Origin of the sequence: Arthrobacter gallicola, from assembly GCF_014836775.1 — a bacterium.
In the GTDB taxonomy this organism is placed as follows: Bacteria; Actinomycetota; Actinomycetes; order Actinomycetales; family Micrococcaceae; genus Arthrobacter_B; species Arthrobacter_B gallicola.
The window spans coordinates 305,235-327,040 of the sequence record NZ_JACSQD010000006.1 but is presented as its reverse complement, the minus strand read 5'-3'; the positions used below and the strand labels follow the sequence as shown (position 1 = coordinate 327,040).

Annotated in this window: 17 protein-coding genes, 1 tRNA gene and 1 rRNA gene; 15 read left to right on the top strand and 4 right to left on the bottom strand. The window is 66.3% G+C overall.

The window, feature by feature from the left end:
* Positions 1-322: 322 nt before the first annotated feature.
* From H9639_RS14050 to H9639_RS14005, 10 genes are all read left to right on the top strand, one after another.
* A complete protein-coding gene (locus H9639_RS14050) occupies positions 323-1,672 on the top strand; it encodes an MFS transporter (RefSeq protein ID WP_191749143.1) in 1,350 nt (449 codons plus the stop codon).
* A 78-nt stretch (positions 1,673-1,750) separates the two neighbouring features.
* The gene (locus H9639_RS14045) at positions 1,751-3,007 is read left to right on the top strand and encodes an aminopeptidase P family protein (RefSeq protein WP_191808685.1); all 1,257 of its coding nucleotides are present in this window, start codon (positions 1,751-1,753) and stop codon (positions 3,005-3,007) included.
* Positions 3,008-3,087: 80 nt separating this feature from the next.
* Positions 3,088-3,906, top strand: a complete 819-nt coding sequence (locus tag H9639_RS14040) for an IclR family transcriptional regulator (RefSeq protein WP_225219597.1) — start codon at positions 3,088-3,090, stop codon at positions 3,904-3,906.
* A 393-nt stretch (positions 3,907-4,299) separates the two neighbouring features.
* Complete coding sequence (locus tag H9639_RS14035; protein ID WP_191808684.1) at positions 4,300-5,805, top strand: MFS transporter; 1,506 nt, start codon at positions 4,300-4,302, stop codon at positions 5,803-5,805.
* A 172-nt stretch (positions 5,806-5,977) separates the two neighbouring features.
* Complete coding sequence (locus H9639_RS14030; protein WP_191808683.1) at positions 5,978-7,432, top strand: APC family permease; 1,455 nt, start codon at positions 5,978-5,980, stop codon at positions 7,430-7,432.
* Entirely contained in the window at positions 7,429-7,875 is a 447-nt protein-coding gene (locus H9639_RS14025; RefSeq protein WP_191808682.1) for a hypothetical protein, read from the top strand. Before H9639_RS14030 ends, H9639_RS14025 begins: the two co-directional genes overlap by 4 nt.
* Before the next feature lie 2 nt (positions 7,876-7,877).
* Positions 7,878-9,233: a dipeptidase gene (locus H9639_RS14020; protein WP_191808681.1), complete on the top strand. Its 1,356-nt coding sequence runs from the start codon at positions 7,878-7,880 to the stop codon at positions 9,231-9,233.
* A gap of 134 nt (positions 9,234-9,367) precedes the next feature.
* Positions 9,368-9,484, top strand: a 5S ribosomal RNA gene (rrf, locus tag H9639_RS14015).
* Between the two features lie 100 nt (positions 9,485-9,584).
* Entirely contained in the window at positions 9,585-10,232 is a 648-nt protein-coding gene (locus H9639_RS14010; RefSeq protein ID WP_191808680.1) for a TMEM175 family protein, read from the top strand.
* A 65-nt stretch (positions 10,233-10,297) separates the two neighbouring features.
* Positions 10,298-10,385, top strand: a tRNA-Ser gene (locus tag H9639_RS14005).
* A gap of 64 nt (positions 10,386-10,449) precedes the next feature.
* Here H9639_RS14005 and H9639_RS14000 read toward each other — a convergent pair.
* Positions 10,450-12,936 (bottom strand): ABC transporter permease, encoded by a 2,487-nt coding sequence (locus H9639_RS14000; protein ID WP_191808679.1) that lies wholly within the window; start codon positions 12,934-12,936, stop codon positions 10,450-10,452.
* Position 12,937: 1 nt separating this feature from the next.
* Positions 12,938-13,693: an ABC transporter ATP-binding protein gene (locus H9639_RS13995; RefSeq protein ID WP_191808678.1), complete on the bottom strand. Its 756-nt coding sequence runs from the start codon at positions 13,691-13,693 to the stop codon at positions 12,938-12,940.
* A 143-nt stretch (positions 13,694-13,836) separates the two neighbouring features.
* Between H9639_RS13995 and H9639_RS13990 the strand changes: the two genes are divergently transcribed.
* The 5 genes from H9639_RS13990 to H9639_RS13970 all read left to right on the top strand — a co-directional run bounded on the left by H9639_RS13990 (position 13,837) and on the right by H9639_RS13970 (position 19,834).
* Entirely contained in the window at positions 13,837-15,180 is a 1,344-nt protein-coding gene (locus tag H9639_RS13990) for a sensor histidine kinase (RefSeq protein ID WP_191808677.1), read from the top strand.
* Positions 15,168-15,812 carry a response regulator gene (locus tag H9639_RS13985; RefSeq protein WP_191808676.1) on the top strand — a complete coding sequence of 215 codons (645 nt, stop codon included), beginning with the start codon at positions 15,168-15,170 and terminating at the stop codon, positions 15,810-15,812. Before H9639_RS13990 ends, H9639_RS13985 begins: the two co-directional genes overlap by 13 nt.
* A gap of 240 nt (positions 15,813-16,052) precedes the next feature.
* A complete protein-coding gene (locus tag H9639_RS13980; RefSeq protein ID WP_318242099.1) occupies positions 16,053-16,877 on the top strand; it encodes an SDR family oxidoreductase in 825 nt (274 codons plus the stop codon).
* 16 nt (positions 16,878-16,893) lie between these two features.
* Complete coding sequence (locus tag H9639_RS13975) at positions 16,894-18,585, top strand: class I adenylate-forming enzyme family protein (RefSeq protein WP_191808674.1); 1,692 nt, start codon at positions 16,894-16,896, stop codon at positions 18,583-18,585.
* 13 nt (positions 18,586-18,598) lie between these two features.
* The gene (locus H9639_RS13970) at positions 18,599-19,834 is read left to right on the top strand and encodes a beta-ketoacyl-[acyl-carrier-protein] synthase family protein (RefSeq protein WP_318242098.1); all 1,236 of its coding nucleotides are present in this window, start codon (positions 18,599-18,601) and stop codon (positions 19,832-19,834) included.
* Between the two features lie 155 nt (positions 19,835-19,989).
* Here H9639_RS13970 and H9639_RS13965 read toward each other — a convergent pair whose 3' ends face one another.
* On the bottom strand, positions 19,990-20,661 hold the full coding sequence (locus tag H9639_RS13965) for a DsbA family protein (RefSeq protein WP_191808673.1): 672 nt from the start codon (positions 20,659-20,661) through the stop codon (positions 19,990-19,992).
* Between the two features lie 97 nt (positions 20,662-20,758).
* The gene (locus tag H9639_RS13960; RefSeq protein WP_191808672.1) at positions 20,759-21,763 is read right to left on the bottom strand and encodes an oxygenase MpaB family protein; all 1,005 of its coding nucleotides are present in this window, start codon (positions 21,761-21,763) and stop codon (positions 20,759-20,761) included.
* Positions 21,764-21,806: the final 43 nt, after the last annotated feature.

Genomic DNA, 21,806 nt, shown 5'->3' with positions numbered 1-21,806 from the left:
TCCAATCAGTTCTGCCTCGGGCCTGCCCGGGCAACCGCCGGTGTACTTGTTCGTCAGGACGGAGCCCTGAGCTTCCATATCGGAGGCCGGGGATGACCGTCAGGGCAGTCTCTTTTCTTCAAGAAATCGATGCAACGGAGTTGCGCTGGCTGCAACTCTAAGCTCACATTGGGGGTGCGTCAATCACCCTTTGCCGAATTTGTAACGCACATGTTAATTCCATTTAAAGGGCCGATTTCGCCCTTGACTGTGGCCTGGGCCACCCATAATCTGATGCAACCGCGTTGCGTTCAATGCAACCCCAAATTTCATTGGTGGACATATGAGTAACGAAGTAAATACGGCGGCCGCTGGTCCCGAAGCGGGAGGAAGCCCCGGCCCCAACAGCGGAACCCCGGTTGACAAGGAGACCCGCCGAAAGGTCCTGGCTGCAAGCTTCATCGGCAACTTCGTCGAGTGGTTTGATTACGCCGTCTACGGGTATCTGGCCGCAACCATAGCCGCGGTGTTCTTCCCGGAGTCCGACCCGCAAACCGGGCTGCTGCTGACTTTTGCACTGTTTGCGATTTCGTTCCTCGTCCGTCCGATTGGAGGCTTCGTTTGGGGCCACATCGGTGACCGGGTTGGTCGCCGGACCGCTCTCTCCCTGTCCATCCTGATCATGTCCGGCGCAACGTTCTGCATCGCGCTTATTCCCAGTTACGACACCATCGGCATCGCGGCGCCCCTCCTGCTGCTGGCGTTCCGTGTACTCCAGGGATTCTCCGCGTCCGGTGAATATGCCGGAGCCTCAGCGTTCCTGGTGGAGTATGCACCCGCCAACCGGCGTGGTCTTTATGCGGCAGTGGTGCCCGCAAGTACGGCCACCGGACTCTTGCTCGGTTCACTGCTTGCCGGCGTGATGACCGCCCTGCTCAGCACCGAAGCCATGGAAAGCTGGGGGTGGCGCCTGCCCTTCCTTCTCGCCGCTCCGATGGGGCTGATTGGACGCTACATCCGCACCAAACTGGAGGACACCCCGGTCTTCCGTGAACTGGCCGCAGAAGATCAAGCGGTCAAGGCTCCTGCCTTCAGCCTCTTCCGGACTCATTGGAGGCTCCTGGTTAAGGCCTCTGGGGCCGTGCTTCTCAATGCCGTGGGTTTTTACGTGATCCTGAGCTACATGCCGACGTACTTGTCGACAGAACTGGGCCTCGGAGCCACCGAGTCCTTTATGGCAACCACTATCGCGTTGCTGACCTACATCGGCTTCATCTTCATCACCGGCATGCTCTCGGACCGCTACGGCCGCAAGAAGGTGCTGATGTCCGCGTCCGTCAGCTTCATCGTGCTGACGGTTCCGGCCTTCGCGCTGCTGGGGACCGGGGACTTCCTGATCATCGTCCTGGTCCAGATTCTGCTGGGTGCCATGCTCACGCTCAACGACGGTACGCTCCCCAGTTTCCTCGCCGAAATGTTCCCCACCCGGGTCCGTTACAGCGGCTTTGCCGTCAGTTTCAATCTCTCCAACGCGATCTTTGGCGGAACAGCCCCCTTCATGGCGACCCTCCTGATTGCCTCCACGGGCAACGACCTGGCGCCCGCCTGGTACCTCGCCGGTGCCGCCCTGGTCTCCCTCATCGCCGTCGCACTTTCCCGCGAAACGTGCAAGGAGTCCCTGCGCCACGAGTAGGCCGGCCATATTGAATTCTTCTTCGATTTTCTCCCGAATTTCTCCGTCAAGGCGGCACATCAGAAAGGCAATAACAATATGACCAGTGCGGCAATCCCCATGGCCACCTCTATCTCGGAATTGGAACGGCTGAAAATCCTGCACAATGGACAAAAGGAGAAGCTGACTTTCACGGATGCGGAATTCGAGCGCCGGCTTAGCGGTCTTCGGCGCATCATGGCGGAAAAGGAGCTCGACGCCGTCGTCCTGACCAGCTACCACTCCATCAAGTACTTTTCCGACTTCCTCTTCACCTACTTCGGCCGCTCCTACGCCATGGTCGTCACCAGCGAGGACACCGTCACCATCACCGCGAACATCGACGCCGGAATGCCCTGGCGCCGCAGCTATGGCGACAATGTGGTCTACACAGATTGGCGCCGAGACAATTTCCTCTTTGCCCTCCAGGAAGCGCTGCGCAGCCGCGGCGTCAATCCCCAGCGGATCGGCGTCGAAGACGATGTCCTCGCGCTGGACAACCGCAACAGGATCCAGGCTGCGTTCGAATCGGCCACCCTTGTTGATATTGGGCAGGCCGCTATGCGGCAGCGCATGATCAAGTCAGCCGAAGAGATCGCTGTGATCAAGCACGGCGCCCGGATCGGCGACTTGGGCGGCGAAGCCATCCGCAGCGCCATCACGGCCGGAATCACTGAATACGAAGTTGCCCTGGTCGGCACCGAGGCCATGGTCCACGAAATCGCCCGGACCTTCCCGGACTCCGAAATCAGGGATACCTGGGTCTGGTTCCAGTCCGGCATCAACACCGACGGTGCCCACAACTGGGCTACAACCCGCAAAATCCGGGAACACGACATCCTGTCCCTGAACTGCTTTCCCATGATCTCCGGGTATTACACCGCACTGGAGCGCACCCTCTTCTATGGAGAGCCGGACGAACGGTCCCTGGAGCTTTGGAACATCAACGTCGAAGTCCACAGACGCGGCATCGAACTCATCAAGCCTGGCGCGGTATGCCGGGACATTGCCGCCGAGCTGAATGAAATCTATGTTGGGCACGGCCTGCTCGCAAACCGCACTTTTGGCTATGGACACTCCTTCGGAGTCCTCAGCCACTACTACGGACGGGAAGCGGGACTGGAGCTCCGGGAGGACATAGACACGGTGCTGGAGCCGGGAATGGTGGTCTCCATGGAGCCCATGATCACGGTTATGGATGGGCAGCCGGGCGCCGGCGGCTACCGGGAGCACGACATCCTGGTGGTCGGAGAGGACGGAGCGGAGAACATCACAAAGTTCCCCTTCGGTGCGGAACACAACATCGTGGGAGTCTGACCACTTTGTATGCGGCGGCAGCGGCGCCACGGAGCAAGTGGCGCCGCTTTCCCGCCCAGTACGGAATGATGATGAACATCATGAGCGAAACTACCGAGATCAACCGAAGCGGTGACGCCAAGGGGGCGTCCGTCATCGTCAACGCGATCGCCGTCCTCCGGACCTTCACGGCCGGCGAGCCGCTGCTCGGAGTCACCGAGATAGCCAACCGGGTCGGGCTGCATAAAAGTACCGTTTCCCGGATTCTGGCCACTCTGGAGCAGGAACGCCTGGTGGAACGGGATGCTGAGACCCGGCGTTTCCGTCTCGGCCTCGGCCTGATCGCCGTCGCCGGTCCGCTGCTCGCCGAGCTCGAGGAACGGCGGGTGGCCTACCCGGTCTTGCAGGAGCTTACGGAACGGACCGGTGAAACCAGTGCCCTGATGGTTTGGAACGGTGCCGAATCCATGTGCGTGGAACAGATACCCAGCCACCAGCAGATCAAGCACACCACCCCATTGGGGGCTCGGTACAAGGACGCCATGAGCGCATCGGTCCAGGTCTTCCTTTCGGAGGCGCCCGCTGAACGCGTTCGTGAGCTGCTGCGCAGCGGCGCCATCACAGCCACGGGGGTGGACGATGCGAGCCTGGACGCCTACCAGACCAGGCTCGACGACGTGGTCCCCCGGGGATGGGCGATCAACTACGGAGAATCATCCCTTGACGAAGTTGGTGTGTCTGCCCCTGTCTATGACCACCGCGGCGCCGTGGTGGCTGCCGTCTTGATCCCGGCTCCACGGTTCAGGGTCTCCTCTGAACGCCTGCAGGTCCTGGGGGAGGCCTGCGCGGCGGCTGCCCGCCAGGTGACAACGCGTTTGGGAGGTCGCCCGCCGAAGCGCGGGGAGCCGTCGCACCGCTAGGGACAACTGCACCACCCACCGCATCGTCGCGTCACCCGGCGCCCGCCTGGCGGGGACGGATGCCGGCGGTTACTCACCCCGCCCGGCCAACGGCCGACCGTCGATGTGCAGATATGGCGACCTCCAGACAATTTTGGTCGCCATACCTGCACGTCCAGCGAGGGCGAGAGCCGCTGAAGTCGCCATGCCTGCACATCCAGCGAGGGCGAGAGCGGTTGGTATCGCCATATCTGCACTTCCAGCGAGGGCGAGAGCGGCTGAAGCCGCCATACCGCACGCGACCACACGCAGAACAGGGCCATTCACGCGCCGGACGCTGGAGTGCGGACAGCGCCTGCCCTACCGTGAATGGTGAAAACACCCCCTCCGGACCGGATGTGGAAGGGCAATGCGATGAGCGATGCGGCAGAGGTCGGCACCCGGACAGGAGGGGTGCTGGCAGCAACCTGCATCTCCACACTGGTGGTCAACGCGAACACATCGGCGGTCAGCATCCTGCTCCCGGCGATATCGGCAGATACGGGGACGTCGGTCACGACGCTGCAATGGGCGGTGACAGGCTACTCCCTGGTCGGAGCGGCGGTGATCGTTACCTCCGGCTCGCTGGGCGACGTTTTCGGCCGGCGGAAGGTCTTTCAGCTCGGGCTGCTCCTTTTCGTCCTGTCCTGCATCTTGATCGCGCTTGCCGGATCCGGAGGAATGGTGATCGCCGGCCGCGTGATCCAGGGAGCGGCCGGCGCGACGATCCTGGCCTGCGGGCTCAGCCTCCTTTCGGTGGCAAACACCGGCGACGCCCAGGTGCGGGCGGTATCCCTCTGGGGTGCTGCGGCGGCAGTGGGCGCCGCGGCTGGCCCGCTGGTCGGCGGCCTGCTGGTCGACGCCACCGGATGGCAGGGGCTTTTCTGGATTGATGCCGGAATCGCGGCCCTGTGCATGGTCCTGACCGCCCTAACCGTTCGCGAATCGAGGGATCCAAACCGCCCGAAAACCATCGATTATGCAGGCACAGTACTGATTGCGCTGGTGCTGACACCGCTCATTCTCGGTGTAACCCAGAGCGGGGAGTGGGGCTGGCTCTCGCTCGCAACGCTCGGCTGCTTCGCAGTCTCGGTGGGAGCCGGGTATGCCTTCATCGCCGTCGAGCGCCGGGTAGCGGTCCCGCTCGTGGACCTTGCCCTCCTGCGCAACCGCGTCCTGGTCGGTTCGACCATCGCCATCCTGATCGGGGCGGGCACAATCAACGCCCTGATGTACCTGCTGAGCCTGTACTTTCAGGATCCGGCCACCCTGGGACTCAGCCCGCTGGAGGCTGGACTGGCCACCCTTCCGGCGACGGTCGGACTGGTGCTGGTGGCTCCGCTGGTGCCCCGGCTGGCGGCAAAGTTCGGTGGCCGGCAGACGATCGGGCTGGGCTTCGCCCTGACTACCGGAGGCTTTGTGATCGTGGCCCTGGTCAACGCGTCGTGGACCTATACCGCGTTTTTGCTGCCGTTGATCGCCATCGCGGTTGGCATGGGACTGTCCAACGGCCCCGCCTCGGCGGGGGCCACGGCGGCGGTGCCGGAAAATCAGGTCGGCGGAGCCTCAGGGATCTCCAACATGGCACGGTACGTTGGCGCCGCGGTGGCCACAGCCCTGGCCGCCACCATCTACGGCAACGTGATCAGTGCCCAGACCGACGACGGCGCCCTGCCGGATGCGGCCCTGGCCTCCGGGCTTTCGGTGGCCTCATGGGTGATGGCAGTCTTCAGTTTTCTCGGCGTCCTCATGGCGTTCGTCATCGCCCGCCACCGTGCAGCGAAGGGAACGCTGGCTGATGCAGCAGCAGCGGCCGCAGCGCAGTCGTTCACGCTTCCTACCTCGGCGACACCCGGCCAGGACGCCCCGGAAAACGTGTAAGCGCCCGGCGCCCCGCCTCGGCGCCCGCAGCGAAGTTCCGGATTTCAGAGGCATTTCCGTCTCCGGGGTTAGCGCAGCGTAGATCGCCGGTTTCATACTTTGTTCACCGCCTGATCATCTGACCCTCGTCGGAGGCACCCATGATTACTGCAGTGCTCCATCGGGAGGCGCCATGAGCGCCGCCGACATTCCGGCAGACGGTGAGGCAGCCGTCCCCGCCGCACGGACCCGCGTGACTAATACCCAGTGGATCTCCTGGATCGCACTGGCGATGATGACCACCAGCTCCGTGGCCAGCCTGCGGGCGGCGCCCACCATGGCTGTGTACGGCCTGGCCTGCGTCTTCCTTTATCTGCTCCCGGCCCTGGTGTTCCTGCTGCCCACGTCACTGGTTTCCGCGGAGCTTGCCTCCGGCTGGACCGGCGGCATCTACAAGTGGGTTTCCGAAGGCATCTCCAAGCCCATGGGCTTTCTGGCAGTCTGGTGCCAGTTCGCGATGACCATCTTTTACTACCCCAGCCTGCTGGGGTTCGTGGCCAGTACGCTCGCCTACGTCATCAATCCCCATCTAGCCAGCAGCGGGGTGTGGACGGCCTGCGTAATTATCGTGGTCTACTGGTCCGGCGTCTGGGTCTCCTCGCGCGGGACCAAGGGAGTCGCGGGCCTCGCCAGCGGCGGCCTGATCATCGGAACGCTGATCCCGGGCGTTGTCCTGGTGACCCTCGGCGTCGTTTTCCTGGGTCAGGGCAACGTATCGGCCGCGCCGATGACGGCGGAGAACCTCCTCCCGGCCTGGGCCGGACTGTCCAGTCTTGTGCTCATCGTCAACAACTTCCTGTCCTACTCAGGGATGGAGATGAACGCCGTCCATGTGTCCTCGCTGAAGAACCCCGCGAAGGAATACCCCAAGGCGATGTTCCTTGCCATGGGCCTGGTTCTGGCGATCTTCATCCTTCCCGCCCTCGCCATCAGCTGGATTGTTCCGGCGGAACAGCTTTCCCTCACGGCCGGTGTAATGCAGGCGTTCGACGCCGTTTTCGCCAACTTTGGATGGCAGTGGCTGACCCCGATCGTCGGGATCATGCTGGTCACCGCTTCGCTCGGCGGCATGCTGACCTGGCTGGCGGGGCCATCCAAGGGGCTGCTCCTCATATCCCGGCAGGAAGGCTACCTCCCCCCGTTCCTGCAGAAGCTCAACAAGAACGGTGTCCAGCAGAACATCCTGGTGGTCCAGGGAATCGTCACCACGGTGATCGGCCTGGCCTACGCGCTGCTGCCGAACGTCTCCAGCGCGTACTGGATCTTCTCGGTCATCACCACCCAGGTGTACCTGATCATGTACCTGCTGATGTTCGTGGCCGCGGTCCGGCTCCGCCAGAAGCACCCGGATCACCCGCGGGGATTCCGGGCCCCCATGCTGCTGGGCCTGTGCGGCGTTGGCTTTGCTGCCTCCCTGGCCGCCCTGCTGGTCGGCTTCGTCCCGCCGTCGCAGTTCGCGTCCGGCAACCCCGGGATCTACGTCCTGATTGTCGGCGGCGGCGCGTTGGGCCTGGGCCTGCTGGTGCCGTTCCTGTTCTACCGGTTCCGTAAGCCCGCTTGGAAGCAGGAAGGGACGGTGGCCCCATGAGTACGCCGGCAGAGCATGAACCCAAACGGGAACGCACCTGGATCTACGTGGTTGCCTGCGTGCTTCTCGCCGGCCTCGCACTGTGGGGGATTCTCGCCTTCGGTGCGGCCAGGAACTCGCAGCAGGCACAGGAGAAGGCCGAACGCTTTATCACGCTGCTTCAGGCGGCCGGGGTAAACCCCCCTGACCAGGATCAGGTCGTACGAGTACTGGGCGACGACGGCGGTGCGGCCTGTGCGAATCCGAACGCAGCGCTCAGCCGGGCAACGCTGAATTCGATGCTGACCAACGGGGCCACCGGTCCCGGCGCCCGGCCGGTCATCTCGGACAAACGGGCGATAAAAGGACAGCTGCTCATCATTGAGGTCTACTGCCCGGATGAACTGGACGACTTCAACGCCTCTATTGAAGACCTCAAGACCGACAGCGTGACGGGAAGCTGATTATGGAGCTGCGAGAGCGCGTAGCCGGCCTTATGCCGCAGGCCCAGAAGGAACTCACCGAGTTGGTGGCCCTGCGGTCCGTGGCGGATCCCCGGCAGTTCCCTCCGGAGGAGTGCCAGCGTGCGGCGGAATGGGTAAGGGAGAAGTTCGCGGAGCTTGGCTTCGCCGATGCCCGCCTGGAACCGACCCCGGATGGAAGCATGGTGGTCATCGGGGCCAGGCCCTGCTCGGATCCCCAGGCCCCCACCGTGCTGCTCTACGCGCATTATGATGTCCAGCCGCCCCTCGACGACGCCGCCTGGCGGACACCGCCCTTTCAGCTGACCGAGGTGGACGGCCGGTGGTACGGGCGTGGAGCGGCCGACTGCAAAGGCAACATCATCATGCACCTGGCTGCGCTCCGCGCCCTCGGCGAAGACCTGCCGGTGAACCTCAAACTGGTGGTGGAAGGTTCGGAGGAGCAGGGTACCGGGGGATTGGAGGCTTTCGTCGAAGCCCATCCGGATCTGCTGCGCGCCGACGCCATCCTGGTCTGCGACACCGGCAACGCCGCAGTGGGCCAGCCGGCGGCCACGGTAAGCCTGCGGGGCATGGTGAACGTCGTCGTCAGCGTGGAGGCCCTCGCCTCCGAAATCCACTCGGGGATGTTCGGCGGCCCGGCGCCTGACGCGCTCGCCGCCCTGGTGGCCATCCTGTCCACCCTCCGCGATGACCAGGGGAACACCACCATCACAGGCCTGGATGCCAGCCGCACCTGGTCCGGCGCGGAGTACCCGCCCGAGCAGTTCCGCTCCGACGCCGGGGTGTTGGAGGGAGTCTCACTGCTGGGGGACGGCACCGTCTCAGACATGCTGTGGGCGCGTCCCGCGGTGACGGTCCTGGGCATCGACGCTCCTCCCGTCGTCGGGTCCACGGCTGCCATCGTTCCGCGGGCAGCCGCCCGGCTCAACCTCCGGATCCCGCCCGGCGTCACCCCGGAAGCTGCCCAATCAGCCTTCGTTGGGCATCTGCAGGCCGCCGCGCCGTGGGGTGTGCACGTCACGGTGGAGGTCGAAGCGGCCGGGTCTCCTTTCGAGGCAGCCACCGACGGTCCCGCCTACGCAGCCATGGCGGAAGCAGCCCAGGAGGCCTACAACAAGCCGATGACGAGACTGGGGCAAGGCGGCTCAATTCCGCTCTGCAACGTATTCGAGCAGACCTACCCTGACGCGGAAATCATCCTGATCGGCGTCGAGGAACCGCTCGCCCTCATCCACGCCCCGAATGAAAGCGTGGATCCCCGGGAAATCGAATCAATGGCCCTCACCGAGTCCATCTTCCTCACCCGCTATCCGGCATCGCGGAGGTCCTCCGCCTGACCCCGGTGGTCGCAGGCCCCCGAATCTTACGTTATGATTAATGAGCATCACCGCCGCAGGCAGGAACAGCTGAAAAGCTGCCAGGCCCGCGGTTAGTGACCCAAGATTTTCCCGTGAAAGCGTGGATATAGGGTTACGGCGGTCATAGCGTGGGGGAAACGCCCGGTCCCATTCCGAACCCGGAAGCTAAGACCCACTGCGCCGATGGTACTGCACTCGGGAGGGTGTGGGAGAGTAGGTCACCGCCGGACATTCTCTGGTGATAAGGACTCGTACAAAGACGTACGGGTCCTTATCTGTTTAACCGCCTCCACCGTGGCCCGCCCGGACAAGGCAGGCCACACTGGCCCTGTGCCGGAGAAACAGAACCCTTTCAGGCGCCGGCTGGATTCCGGGCCGGACCTCGACCGCACCGTGTTCTTCAGCGACGCGGTCTTCGCGATCGCCATGACGCTGCTTGCCGTGGATATCCGGGTTCCCCAGGTTCCCGCCGATCAGCTGGGCCAGGCCGTCCTGGAGCAGCGCCAGGAGTTCTTCGCCTATGCCCTGTCCTTCGCCGTCGCCGGTGCATATTGGCTCAGCCATCACCGGCTTTTCCGGCTGCTGAAGGGCTACACCGGTGGCCTTCAGCGGTTGAACCTGCTGCTGCTGTTCTTCGTGGCGCTGCTGGCCTATGCCACCGACATGCTGGCCCTGCACGATGACCAGCCCCTCGGCGTCGTAATTTATGCCGGAGCTCTAGGCCTGATCGGGACGGTGAACTGGCTGCTCTGGGTTTACTGCGGGTGGCGTGGACTGTTCCGGGACGACGTCGATCCGCGGCTGCTGGCCTACGCCCGGGTCCGCGCGCCCATCACGCCGGTGGTGTTCCTGCTCTCGATCCCCATCGCGTTTCTCAGTCCAAGTGCGGCCGAGCTGTCCTGGCTGTCGATCCTGGTGATCAACCTTGCTGTGCGCGGCTGGGGTCGGGGACACCTGGCCGCGTCCGGGGGTGCGTGAGGTGCCGATTCGGTAATTGAGCCGGTATCCGGTAGTCTTGTATCTGCTCTTGACGAGCAAAGCCTGGAGGATTCGCCTAGCGGCCTATGGCGCACGCCTGGAACGCGTGTTGGGTTAACGCCCTCGGGGGTTCAAATCCCCCATCCTCCGCCAGATGAGAAATCATCAGGGAAATGCCCCGGTCCTCGGACCGGGGCATTTCTGTTTTTCGGCGGAGTTAGGTCCGTTGCGCGGGACGCAGGGCAAACTGGGTGGCCGCCGCGATCGCACCGAGGCCAAGGACAGCAGCTGCGCCGATGAGCGCCAGGAACACCCCCGGTTGGATGGTTGGCAGCGGCTGCCCCGAGACGCTGAGCGCAATGCCCATCAGCGGCGGCAGGGCCAGGACCGTGCCCAGAATAATGGCGGGCACAACAAGCAGCACCGATTCCGCTCCCGTCATACGGCGGAGCTGGGCGTTGGTGGCACCCAGGGTGCGCAGCAGCTCCAGCTCCGGACGCCGTCGTGCCGTGGCCATGATCAGCGTGTTCGCAACCGAGACAGCCAGATAGCCCAGCAGGATCAGCATGGCGATGACGGAAACCCAGGACTGGGCGTTCCGTTCGCCGGCGCCGGCGGCGCCGAAGTCCTCCCGGTCCAGAACGGTCAGCCCCAGTCCGTGCAGGGCTGCCGCCACCGCTCCGGCATCGGCACCCGGTTCCACCGTGAGCAGCAGATAGTCGTTCAGGCCCGAGGTAGTGTGCTGGAGCAGCGTCCCGTTATCCACAGCGACGTCGCCGAATCCCAGCCCGCGCTCGTAGGTGGCGACGACGACGGCGGCCGCTTCCGTTCCGTCCCCGTAGGAGAACCGGAAGTCATCCCCCGGTTCCACGCCGGCTTCGTGGGCCAAAGCAGTGCTCAGGGCGACGGTTCCGGGCTCGGACAATCGGTCTAGGGAACCCTTCCGGACGGCCAGGTCCAGCGCCCCGTCCAGGGTCCCGGCGGGGAGGCCCTGAACGGCGTAGGGCTGCACCTCGTCCTCCAACCCCAGGAAACGGGTAGTGGTCAGGACACTGGAGCGGGCCACCGGAGCTGCGGTTTCCACGCCGGACAGGGCAGCAACCCGGCCGGCCAGATCAGTGGAAATGCCGCCGGGCCCGCTGACCAGATAATCGGCCACGACGCCGTCGCGGGACTGCTGTGCCGCCTCGGCTTCCACGGTGGTCGGCATAAAGAACTGCACCGACCCCAGCGCGATGGCCAGCGCCAGGGGAACCATCCCCGCGGCCAGCCGGCGGGGAAAGGCGGACGCGTTGGCGTCCGCGAGCACCAGCGGCGCCGAGGTGCTGCGGCGCAGGACCGGCCGGGCGAATCGGAGGACAGCCGTCACCAGCAGCGGGCCAAGGACCCCGGCACCGATGACCAGAAGCAGAATGCTTGAGCCTGCCGCGGCCAGGCCACCGTTACCCGGCACAACCACCGGCAGGACGGCGGTCAGGGCGCCCGCGCCCAGGAGCGCCAAACCGGTAATGATCCGGCCGCGGCCCAGCTGCGGTGCTTCGGTCACCGCCCCGCGCAACGCCGTCGTCGGGGCCGTGCGCACCGTTCCGCGGGCTGCGGTGAGTGAGGCACCCACCGCTGCACCAACGCTGATCAGGACGGCGGCCAGTGCGGGCAGCGGGCTGAAAGCCAGTTGGAAGTTCCCGGGGATAACACCGGCCCCGGCAAACTGGCCGCCCAGGAACCCTGCCAGCCAGAAACCGGGTACCGCTCCCAGCACTGCCGCGGCGGCCGAGACCAGGAGGACTTCGCGGACCACCAGGCCCAGGGTCTGGTTGGCTCCGGCTCCAACCGCACGCAGCACCGCGAACTCGCGCCGGCGGGACAGGATGGACAGGGACAGGGTCCCCGCGGTCACAAAGACGGCGGTCATCACGGCCACGCCGGCGAGTGAACTGCTGAGCAGCAGCAGCATGGACCGTGCTCCGGCTCCGCCAAGGTTTTCCACGTCCCCGCGCCGGTCACCGGTATAGCCGACGACGCCGGCCACGCTGGCCTCGATGTCGGCTGCCAGTTGGTCCGGGTTCACCCCGGGCCCGGCGATGACGCCCACAACGGCGACCGTGTCACCGTGCGGCCAGAGCGCGCCGGCGCCGGCGGTGGAGAGGAAGACCGCGGGAGCCGCTGCTTCGCCTGTGGCCGCGGAGGCGGTCGCTGCAACGCCGGACACGGTGTATTCGGCCGGCACGCCGCCGTGGCTCAGGACGATCCGATCGCCCGGTGCGGCCGCGAAGGACTCATCCACCACCACATCCGAGGCGCTGCGCGGCGGCGCACCGGACATGAGGGTGTAGGGGGTCAGGGCCGCGGACTCCCAGGCCGCGGCCGGGACGCTCCGGCCATCCGCTGCGGCCAGCGGAATGCTGATGCTGCCAATGGCGCGTTCCACCCCCGGCACGGCTGCGATGTCAGCCACGGCCGAGGCGGGCAGCAGGACCCGTTCCGTAAAGGGAACGGCAAGGTCCTCGGGCACCGGCAGCTCCTGGGGTGCGCCCACCACGACGTCGGCGCCCTGCAGCCGCTGCGGGGCGGTACCGCCGCGCAGCCCCGATTCGATGAGGACGCCCATGGCGGTGATCAGCGCGGCACACAGGAACACGGCCACGAACACTCCGGCGAATCCGCCGCGGTGGTGCCGGATGGAGGCTTTGGCGAGGCTCAGCATGTCAGCGCTCCCCGAGGTAGGCCATGCGGTCGGCGACATCGCGGGAACTCGCGTTGCCCAGGCTGCCGTCCAGCTGTCCGTCGGCCAGGAAGATCACGCTGTCCGCGTGGCTGGCAGCAATCGGATCGTGGGTCACCATCACCACGGTCTGGTTCAGGGCTGAGACGGTGTGCCGCAGCAGGTCCAGGACCTGGCGTGCGGTTCCGGAGTCCAGCGCACCGGTGGGTTCATCAGCGAAGACAACGTCGGGGCGGGTGATCAGTGCCCGGGCGATGGCGGCCCGCTGCTGCTGCCCGCCGGAGAGCTCCTGCGGTTTTCGTTCGCCGAGCCCGGCCAGGCCGACAGCTTCCAGCACATAGTCCAGCCATTCGTGATCCGTTTCCCGTCCGGCCAGCAGCAGCGGCAGGGTGGTGTTTGCTGCCACGGTCAGCTGCGGCAGCAGGTTGTAGGACTGGAACACAAAGCCCACGTGGTCGCGGCGGAACCGGGTCAGGGCGCTGCTGCGCAGACGGGAGATCTCGGTGTTTCCGAGCAGGACCTTGCCGCTGTCCGGGGAGTCCAGACCGGCAGCGCACTGCAGCAGCGTGCTTTTCCCGGAGCCCGACGGGCCCATCACCGCGGTAAACGTGCCGGCCGGCACGGCCAGGGACACGTCGCGAAGAGCAGGAACAGCGGTGCTGCCGGAGCGGTAGCTTTTCGAGATGCCCTGCAGCTGCAGGGCAGCGGAGCCGGGAAATTCAGCGGCATTCGAGTACATTGTTTTTCCTTAGAACGAGGCGGTGAAGATGCTTTCTTCGACGCTACGGATTCGGAAAAACGGACGACATACAGCCAATAACCCAATTCAAGGTATAGCTGGCTATACCGACTGGCGTTCCGGCGTCGGGCATAATTCAACGGGTGAGAGCCCCCAGCCGAACCAGCCTGGCAGCCCGTGCCCGGGATGCGGCGTTCCTCCTGCGTGAGGGCGGCTACTGGGCGGCGTCGCTGGGCGTGCTGGTGGCCGGGCTCGCGCTGCTGCCGTTCCTGCCGCTGGGTGTGGGGTTATACGCAGTTCCGAAGCTGCTGGAAAGCGTGAACCTGCTGGCCGCGAAGGCGCAGGCCCGGTCTGCGACGTTCGCTTCCGCGGTGATCCCCTTTGACCGGCGCCGGCTCGCCGGCCGGTATTCCTTCACGGAACTGGCCGCGCTGCTGAGCGCTCCCGAAACCAAGCGGGACCTCTCCTGGCTCCTGTTTCACACCGCCTTCGCGCTGCTGGCCGGCGCCGTTGCCCTGGTGCTGCCGCTGGGCGCCGTGCTGTATGTGGTGGCGTCCCCGCTGTGGCCGCTCTTTCCGCCCGAAACGCCGCTGGAAATGACCATTGCGATCACCAGCTGGAGCGATGCGGCCTTCACCATGGTCCTGGGCGTGGCCTACGGTGTGCTGGCCTGGTTCCTGCTGCCGTGGCTGGCGCGGCGGATCAGCGAGGGCACGCTCGGCATCCTCTCGCCCCGGAGGTATGCGGAGCTCTCCCGCCGGATCCAGGACCTGTCCGCCGCCCGCGCCAATGCGCTCGCCGCCCACGCGGCCGAGCTGCGCCGGATCGAACGGGAACTGCACGACGGCGCGCAGAACCGCCTGGTGGGTGTTGTGATGATGCTTGGCCTGGCCCAGCGGGCGGCCGAAACCGACCCGGCCGCTGCGGTTCCGTTTATTGGCCGGGCGCAGGACGCGGCGTCCGAGGCCCTGGCCGGCCTCCGCGCCGCGGTCCATGATATTTATCCGCCGGTCCTGGACGAGCTGGGCCTGGGCGGAGCCGCCTCGGCGCTGACCAGCAGGTCACCGGTTCCGTGTTCCCTCGACGTCGAGGGGCTGCAGCGGGCCCCCGCAGCCGTGGAGTCGGCCGCGTATTTTGTGCTCGCTGAAGCCCTCACGAATGCGGCCAAGCACTCCAGCGCCTCCCGGATCGAGGTGGTTCTGCGGACCGAATCGACCCCGCGGGAGGATGTGCTGGTGATCGAGGTGGCGGACGACGGCCGCGGCGGGGCCGAGGTGCCTTCGCGGGCCAGCGTCACCGCCGGGAGCGCCACCGCTGCAGGCACCGATGCGGGCGCAGGCACGGTCACGGCGGCCGTCGACGTCGGAACCGGCACCGGCCTTGCCGGAATCGCCCGGCGGGCCGCTGCATTCGGCGGCAGATTGATACTGGTGAGTCCGGCGGGCGGACCGACAAAGCTAAGGGTGGAACTGCCATGCGCCTTCTAATCGCGGAGGATGATGCCCTGCTGCGGGCCGGCCTGGAGCTGCTGCTCAAGAGTGAGGGCTTTGAGGTGGCGGGCTCCTGGGACAACGCGGACGATCTCCTGGCCGCCTTCGAACCCGGCAGCGCGGACGCCGCGGTGCTCGACGTCCGGATGCCGCCCACCTTCACCAATGAAGGCCTGCGGGCCGCGCTGGAACTCCGCTCCCGGGTACCTGATTTCCCGGTGCTGGTCCTCTCTGCCTATGTGGAGGACCGCTATGCCACCCGGCTGCTGGCCTCCGGTGCCCAGGGTGTGGGATACCTGTTGAAGGAGCGCGTGGGTAACGTCGGCGAGTTCGTGGACGGTCTGCGGCGCGTGGCGGCCGGCGGAACGGTCATGGATCCGGAGGTCATAGCCCAGCTGTTCAGCCGCCGCGGAACCCAGGATCCCATCCGGTCGCTGACCCCGCGCGAGTTTGAGGTGCTGGGCCTAGTCGCCGAGGGCCTGGGGAACACCGCCATCGCGACGTCGATTTCCGTGTCGGAAACCGCGGTGAGCAAACACATCGGCAACATTTTCGCGAAGCTGGGGCTCGCGCCGTCGGACAGCGGACACCGCCGGGTGCTGGCAACCCTGGCGTACCTGCGCTCCTAGCCTCCCTTCCCCCGCACTGCCCGCCGTCCCTTCCCGGAAGCCAACGCGGAACCGCAGACGTGTCCGGGCACCCTTGACGCACGCACCCCGCAGGATCAGGATTTACGGACCAAGGGGGTCCGTTGCACACCGGCCGAATCCGGCCCTAACAACGGCTCCGCGCGGCTTCCGGACCTCCCGGTCCGGACCGCAGCCCGAATCGAGACGCCGGCGCCGCGTACACGGTGCGGAAGGTTGCCCGTGGAACACGACGGCAAGATTGCCCTGATCACCGGAGCCTCGCGCGGCATTGGCCGCCGGATCGCGGAGCGGCTCGCGGCGCAGGGAGCGCAGGTGGTGGTTGGCTACCGCAGGAACGCGGACCTCGCGAAGGAAACGGTCGCCGAGCTGCAGCGGCTCGGCGGCGGCGGGCTGGCGGTGCAGGCGGACATCGAAAACCCTGAGGACATCATCAAACTGTTCGACGCGGCCGCCGCCGAATACGGGCGGCTGGACTACTACGTCAACAATGCTGCGGCCGCCGCGTTCAAGAAGGTCGTTGACCTCAAGACCCACCATTTGGACCGCGCCTATGCCGTGAACGTCCGGCCGTTCGTCCTGGGCTCGCAGGAGGCGGTCAAACTGATGGACGACGGCGGCAGGATCGTCGCGCTGACTTCCTACGGCAGCGTCCGGGCCTTCCCCACCTACGCGGCGCTGGGCTCCTACAAGGCCGCCGTCGAGTCCTTTGTCCGGTTTATGGCCGTGGAGTTCGCCGGTTACGGGATCAACGTCAACGCGGTCAACGGCGGCCTGATCGATTCCGATTCGCTGGAGTACTTCTACACCATGGACGGCATGGCACCGATGGACAGTGTGATCTCCCGGATCCCGAAGGGCCGCCCGGGAACCGTGGATGAGATGGCCGCCGCCGTGGAATTCCTGCTCTCACCCGGCGCCGAGTACATTACCGGGCAGTCGCTGGCCGTGGATGGGGGTCTGTCCGTGATTGCCCCGCCGTTCTTCAGCGAAACCACGGACCCGGTGGCCCTTCCCGACCGGCCGCAGCGGCGGCAGGATTCCTGAGAAAGGATGAGCTGCAATGCAGTACGATCCAGGGCGGTTCAAGGAATACTTCGAGCACCAGATGACCTACGCGGCCGGGTTCCGGCGCAACGTCGCGCGCTACCGGAACTCAGTGGCCCTGATCGATCCGCCCAGCGGCCGGACCTGGACCTACGCGGAGCTGGGGGCCGACGTCGAGCGCTGCGCTGCGCTGCTGGCCGCCCGGGGTGTAGGGCGCGGGGACCGGGTGATGTACCAGCTGTTCAACGGGCCCGAGTTCGCGCTGCTCTACCTGGCCACCCAGCGGCTTGGCGCTATCAGCGTGCCCGTGAACTACCGGCTCGCGCCCGGAGAGACCGCGCACATCCTCCGCGATAGCGAGCCGCGGGTGCTGATTGTCGACGCCGAGTGCGCGGCCGCCGCTGCGCAGGCACTGGAATCCGCAGATGTCCGCCCGGCGCTGCTGGCGGTCGGGGCGGCGGAGGTCCCAGCGGGCTGGGAGGACTTTGCCGAGGGCCTGGCGCAGGCTGCCGGAACCCCGCCGGCGCTGCCGACGGACTTCTCCATCTATGAGGAGACCACCCGCCTGTATACCTCCGGCACCACCGGCATGCCCAAGGGGGTGGCGCTGCCGTCGATCGCCGAGGTGATGAGCGCGCACGACGTGATCATGCACTTCCCGCTGTCTCCCACCGACCGGACGCTGAACATGACGCCGTGGTTCCACCGCGGCGGACTGCACTCGGGCGGGCCCACCCCGGCCTTCTATATCGGGGCAGGCGTGGTGCCGCTGCGCAGCTTTTCCCCGGGAACGGTGCTGGACTGGGTGGGGGAGTACGGGCTGACCTTCCTGATCGGCGCCCCGACCACACTGGAGATGATCGCCGCGGAGCAGGAGAAACAGCCGCGGGATCTGGGCACGCTCAAGGGCATTGTCACTATGGGCGCACCGCTGGACCGGGCCGCAGCGCTGCGGTACCAGGAGCTGCTGACGCCGCGGATCTTCAATGGGTACGGCACCACCGAGGCTTTCTGGAACACGTTCCTGCGCCCGGAGGACCTGCCGGAACGCGCCGGCACCGCGGGGCGGTCCTGCACGGATGACGACGTCGCCGTCGTGAAGGTCTTTCCGGACCGGCGGGGACGGCCGGAGGAACTGGCGGCGCAGGACGGCACGGAGGCCGGAGAGGTCATCATGCGCTCGCCGAAATCCGGGTACAGCTACGTCAACCTCCCGGCGGTGGAGGAGGAGAAGTTCCACGACGGCTGGCTCTATCCCGGGGACATGGCCACCTGGGACGAGGACGGGTTTGTCACCATCCTGGGCCGCAAGGACGACATGATCATTTCCGGCGGCGAGAACATCCACCCGGTGCAGGTGGAAGGGGTCCTCGCCGAGCATCCGGGCGTCCTGGATGCCGTGGTGGTCGGTGTCCCGGATGACCAGTGGGGCCAGCGGGTGGTGGCGTACGTGATCCGCAGCGGGGACGCCGACGCCGGCAGCCTGGACGCGTTCTGCCTGGCGCATCCCGGGTTGGCGGACTTCAAACGCCCGCGCGCCTACCGGTTTGTCGACGAGGTCCCCGTGACGGCCACCGGCAAGAAGATGCACTTCAAGCTGGCGGAGACCGCGGTGCAGGACCTGGCAGCCGGAAACTTCACGGCACCAGGAGCGGTACCGGGGGCGGACGCGGCCGTAACAACGGAACGAACGGCGGCAGCGGAATGAAGGTGGTCTGGTAGTGAGCACCGAACGCGTAGTCATCACCGGGATGGGGGCGCAGACCCCGCTGGGCGGATCCTGGCCGCTGACCTGGGAGGCACTGAAGCAGGGCAAAAGCGGGATCGACCGGATCACGGCGTTCGACGCGTCGGACTTCCCCACCCGGATCGCCGGGGAAGTGAAGGGCTTCGACCCCGCGGCGTGGCTGCCGGTCAAACGGATCAACCGGTCCTCCCGGGCCTCGCAGCTGGCCGTCGCCGCGGCCCGGGAAGCGGTGACCGACGCCGGCCTGGGCCCCTCGCTGGAGGAGACGGACGCCGCCGTCGTCATTAACAGTGCCGTGTCCGGGTATCCGGAGATCCAGGACGCTACGACATTGTTCGAAGCCAGTGGGATCCGGCCGATCAGTCCGAGTTTCGTCGCGTCCTCGCTGACCAACATGCCCGCCTGCGAGGTGGCGATCGACCTGGCCGTGCACGGTCCGGTTAATGCCAGCGCGCTCGCCTGCGCCAGCGGTACGCACGCCCTGCTCGAGGCGCGGCGGCTACTGCTGGCGGGGGACGCCGACGTCGTGATTGCGGGCGGAACCGACGCCGCGATCACCTCGGTGATGTTCGCGGGACTGACGGCGATGCGCGGGCTCTCGCGGAACAATGACGTGCCGCAGGAGGCCAGCCGCCCGTTCGACGCCGACCGCGACGGTTTCGTCTTCGGCGAGGGCGCGGTGGTGTGCACGATGGAGACGCTCGCGCATGCCCGGGCACGCGGGGCGCGGGTGTATGCGGAGGTGCTGGGCGGGGCGATGACGTCGGACGCGTTCCACATTGTGGCGCCGGAACCCAGCGGCACGTACGCTGCCCGGGCGATTTCCCGGACGCTGGAGCAGTCCCGGCTGGATCCGGCGGACGTGGACCTGGTGTGTGCGCACGGAACGTCCACCAAGGCCAACGACCGCACGGAAACCATGGCCCTGCACACGGTCTTTGGCGCGCATGCCCCGGAGCTGGCGGTAACCGCACCGAAGTCGATGACCGGGCACCTGATCGGTGCGGCCGGGACCCTGGCGTCGCTGCTGTGCGCGATGTCGATCGTGGAGGGCGTCATTCCGCCGACCATCAACTACGCCACCCCGGACCCGGAATGCGACCTCGACTATGTGCCCAACACTGCCCGGGAGCAGGACGTGCGGTACGCCGTGACCAATGCGTTTGGCTTTGGCGGGCAGAACTGCGTGGTGGCGTTTGGCCGGGTGTAGCCGGCTAGGCCGTCTTCAAAAGGCGTCCGCCTTCACGGCCGCCTGTCCTTAGAGGGCTCGCGGCCCTCGACAGCGGGTCGCGACATTTAGAAGAGCGCGTCACCGAAAGAGGGCGCGTCACCGAAAGGGGACGCGCCCTCAGCCCGAGGCCGGTGTCAGTTGGCGACGGCCTCGTCCAGCGGTTCCTGGAGTTCGGCGTAGTCCACCGATTTCAGCTGCAGCATCTGGCCGTCCAGGATCAGGGTGGGGGTGCCTTTGACCTGCAGTGCCTTGGCATCTGCCAGGTCCTTCGCCACGCGGGCCTTGATGGCCTCGGAGGAGTAGTCGGCGCGGAACTTCTCCACGTCCAGGCCCAGATCTTCGGCGTACTGGGCAAAGATGTCATCCGGGTCGATCTCCGCGGCCCAGTCCTCCTGATGCTCGAAGATGGTTGCCGCCATGTCCTGCAGCGCGCCCTGCTCCGCGGCGGCTTCCACGGCCTGGGCAGCCGGCTCCGCGTTCAGGTGCTTGGACAGCGGGTAGTTCCGCACGAGGATGCGGACCTCGTCCCCGTAGTCTTCTGCGGCCTGCTGGATCAGTGCGTCCATCTTGGCGCAGTAGGGGCACTCGTAGTCGGTGAAGAGGACCAGGGTGGCCTTGGGATCTGCCGGGTTGGTGATCGCCCGGGCGTCCGCCGGCGCCACGATGTCCAGCTGCTCCGCTGAGAAGGAGGGTGCTGCCGATGCCGTGGCGGTCGTTTCGGGTGCCGATTCCGGTGCCGCGCAGGAGGCGACACCGCCCAAGGCGAGTATTGAAGCGATAACCAGGGAAGGGACAGTCCTGCGCATAGTTCCTTTCTGTGAAGGGAAGGCTGCTTAGCGGATTTATTTACAATTCTTCCACCGGATTCCGGGGGATCGGAAGCCCGTTTCCGTGTGATTTCGGTCAGGCAGGGGTGTGGCCGGGGCTACGGCTGGGTCCCTGCTGCTTCGGCTGCTGGGCGCCCTGCTGCAACCGCCGGCCAGTCTCCTGCCCGGAAGCCTGGCGCTGGGCGGCTTCCAACCGGGCGATGCGCTCGCGGGCGGATCGTTCGGACGGGCCCATGTTTCCGAGTCCGAACCGGATCACCCGCAGCACCAGTTTCACCGGGCCGTGCACCGGCAGCTTGAAGGGGCCGATCCTGGGCTCCTTCAGCCCCAGCAGTTCGCGGTGCCGCGGTTCCAGGGAGGCGACGGCGCCGGCGAACAGGACGCGGTAGCCGATGAGCTGGTTCTTCGGCAGTGGAGGGTGGCGAAGAAAATGCACCACCTCTTCGACGGTGGGGCTGGAACGCAGCTCGGGATCGAACGCTGCCATCTGCTTCCGCAGACCGGCCAGGTCCCGGGGCGGGTTCTCGATCTGCATCAGTTCACCGGCGGCGGCCCACTCGGCCACGTACTGGTCCGGTCCGCCGGGAATGGGCCCGCCGAACTCCATGTGCGAGGTCAGGAACGCGTCGGTGAAGGCCAGATGGACCCAGCGGGCGAGCTCGGGATCGTTCGCCGAGTACGGCCGTACGGTGCCGGCGGCGTCTTCGTATGTGCCCTGAACCCGTTCGTGCAGCCGCAGCACCCAGTTCGAGGCGCTGCGGGCCGCCGTCGTATCCCCGTAGGTGACGGTGAAGATCCAGCGGATGGTGCCCGCCAGCCGGCCGAGCGGGTCTTCTTTGTAATTGGAGTAGTCGCGCACTCCGGCCATCGCTCCCGGGTGCAGGGCCTGCAGCAGCAGGGCGCGGATTCCGGCGATGATCGTGGTCATGGATCCGTGCACGGCCCAGACCGCCGAGTCCGGTCCGTAGTAACCCGGATCGGTGCCGTTGGCGAGCTCGAGTTCCCATTCCGGGATGGTCTCGGAGTTGTTGCTGAACGTGCCGACGAGCTGCCGCCGCCAGGAAGAAAGAAGCTTGCCCATTTGTCCAGTATGGTCCCGGAGGCTGGAGGTGTCAGCACGGGGT

What these genes read in the sequence shown, in the direction of transcription:
- H9639_RS14045 (WP_191808685.1), top strand. Translation starts at nt 1,751, where the DNA reads ATGACCAGTGCGGCAATCCCCATGGCCACCTCTATCTCGGAATTGGAA.
- H9639_RS13965 (WP_191808673.1), bottom strand. Translation starts at nt 20,661, where the DNA reads ATGCGCAGGACTGTCCCTTCCCTGGTTATCGCTTCAATACTCGCCTTG.
- H9639_RS13960 (WP_191808672.1), bottom strand. Translation starts at nt 21,763, where the DNA reads ATGGGCAAGCTTCTTTCTTCCTGGCGGCGGCAGCTCGTCGGCACGTTC.
- H9639_RS13975 (WP_191808674.1), top strand. Translation starts at nt 16,894, where the DNA reads ATGCAGTACGATCCAGGGCGGTTCAAGGAATACTTCGAGCACCAGATG.
- H9639_RS14025 (WP_191808682.1), top strand. Translation starts at nt 7,429, where the DNA reads ATGAGTACGCCGGCAGAGCATGAACCCAAACGGGAACGCACCTGGATC.
- H9639_RS14000 (WP_191808679.1), bottom strand. Translation starts at nt 12,936, where the DNA reads ATGCTGAGCCTCGCCAAAGCCTCCATCCGGCACCACCGCGGCGGATTC.
- H9639_RS13985 (WP_191808676.1), top strand. Translation starts at nt 15,168, where the DNA reads ATGCGCCTTCTAATCGCGGAGGATGATGCCCTGCTGCGGGCCGGCCTG.
- H9639_RS14030 (WP_191808683.1), top strand. Translation starts at nt 5,978, where the DNA reads ATGAGCGCCGCCGACATTCCGGCAGACGGTGAGGCAGCCGTCCCCGCC.
- H9639_RS14040 (WP_225219597.1), top strand. Translation starts at nt 3,088, where the DNA reads ATGAGCGAAACTACCGAGATCAACCGAAGCGGTGACGCCAAGGGGGCG.
- H9639_RS14050 (WP_191749143.1), top strand. Translation starts at nt 323, where the DNA reads ATGAGTAACGAAGTAAATACGGCGGCCGCTGGTCCCGAAGCGGGAGGA.
- H9639_RS14035 (WP_191808684.1), top strand. Translation starts at nt 4,300, where the DNA reads ATGAGCGATGCGGCAGAGGTCGGCACCCGGACAGGAGGGGTGCTGGCA.
- H9639_RS14020 (WP_191808681.1), top strand. Translation starts at nt 7,878, where the DNA reads ATGGAGCTGCGAGAGCGCGTAGCCGGCCTTATGCCGCAGGCCCAGAAG.
- H9639_RS13995 (WP_191808678.1), bottom strand. Translation starts at nt 13,693, where the DNA reads ATGTACTCGAATGCCGCTGAATTTCCCGGCTCCGCTGCCCTGCAGCTG.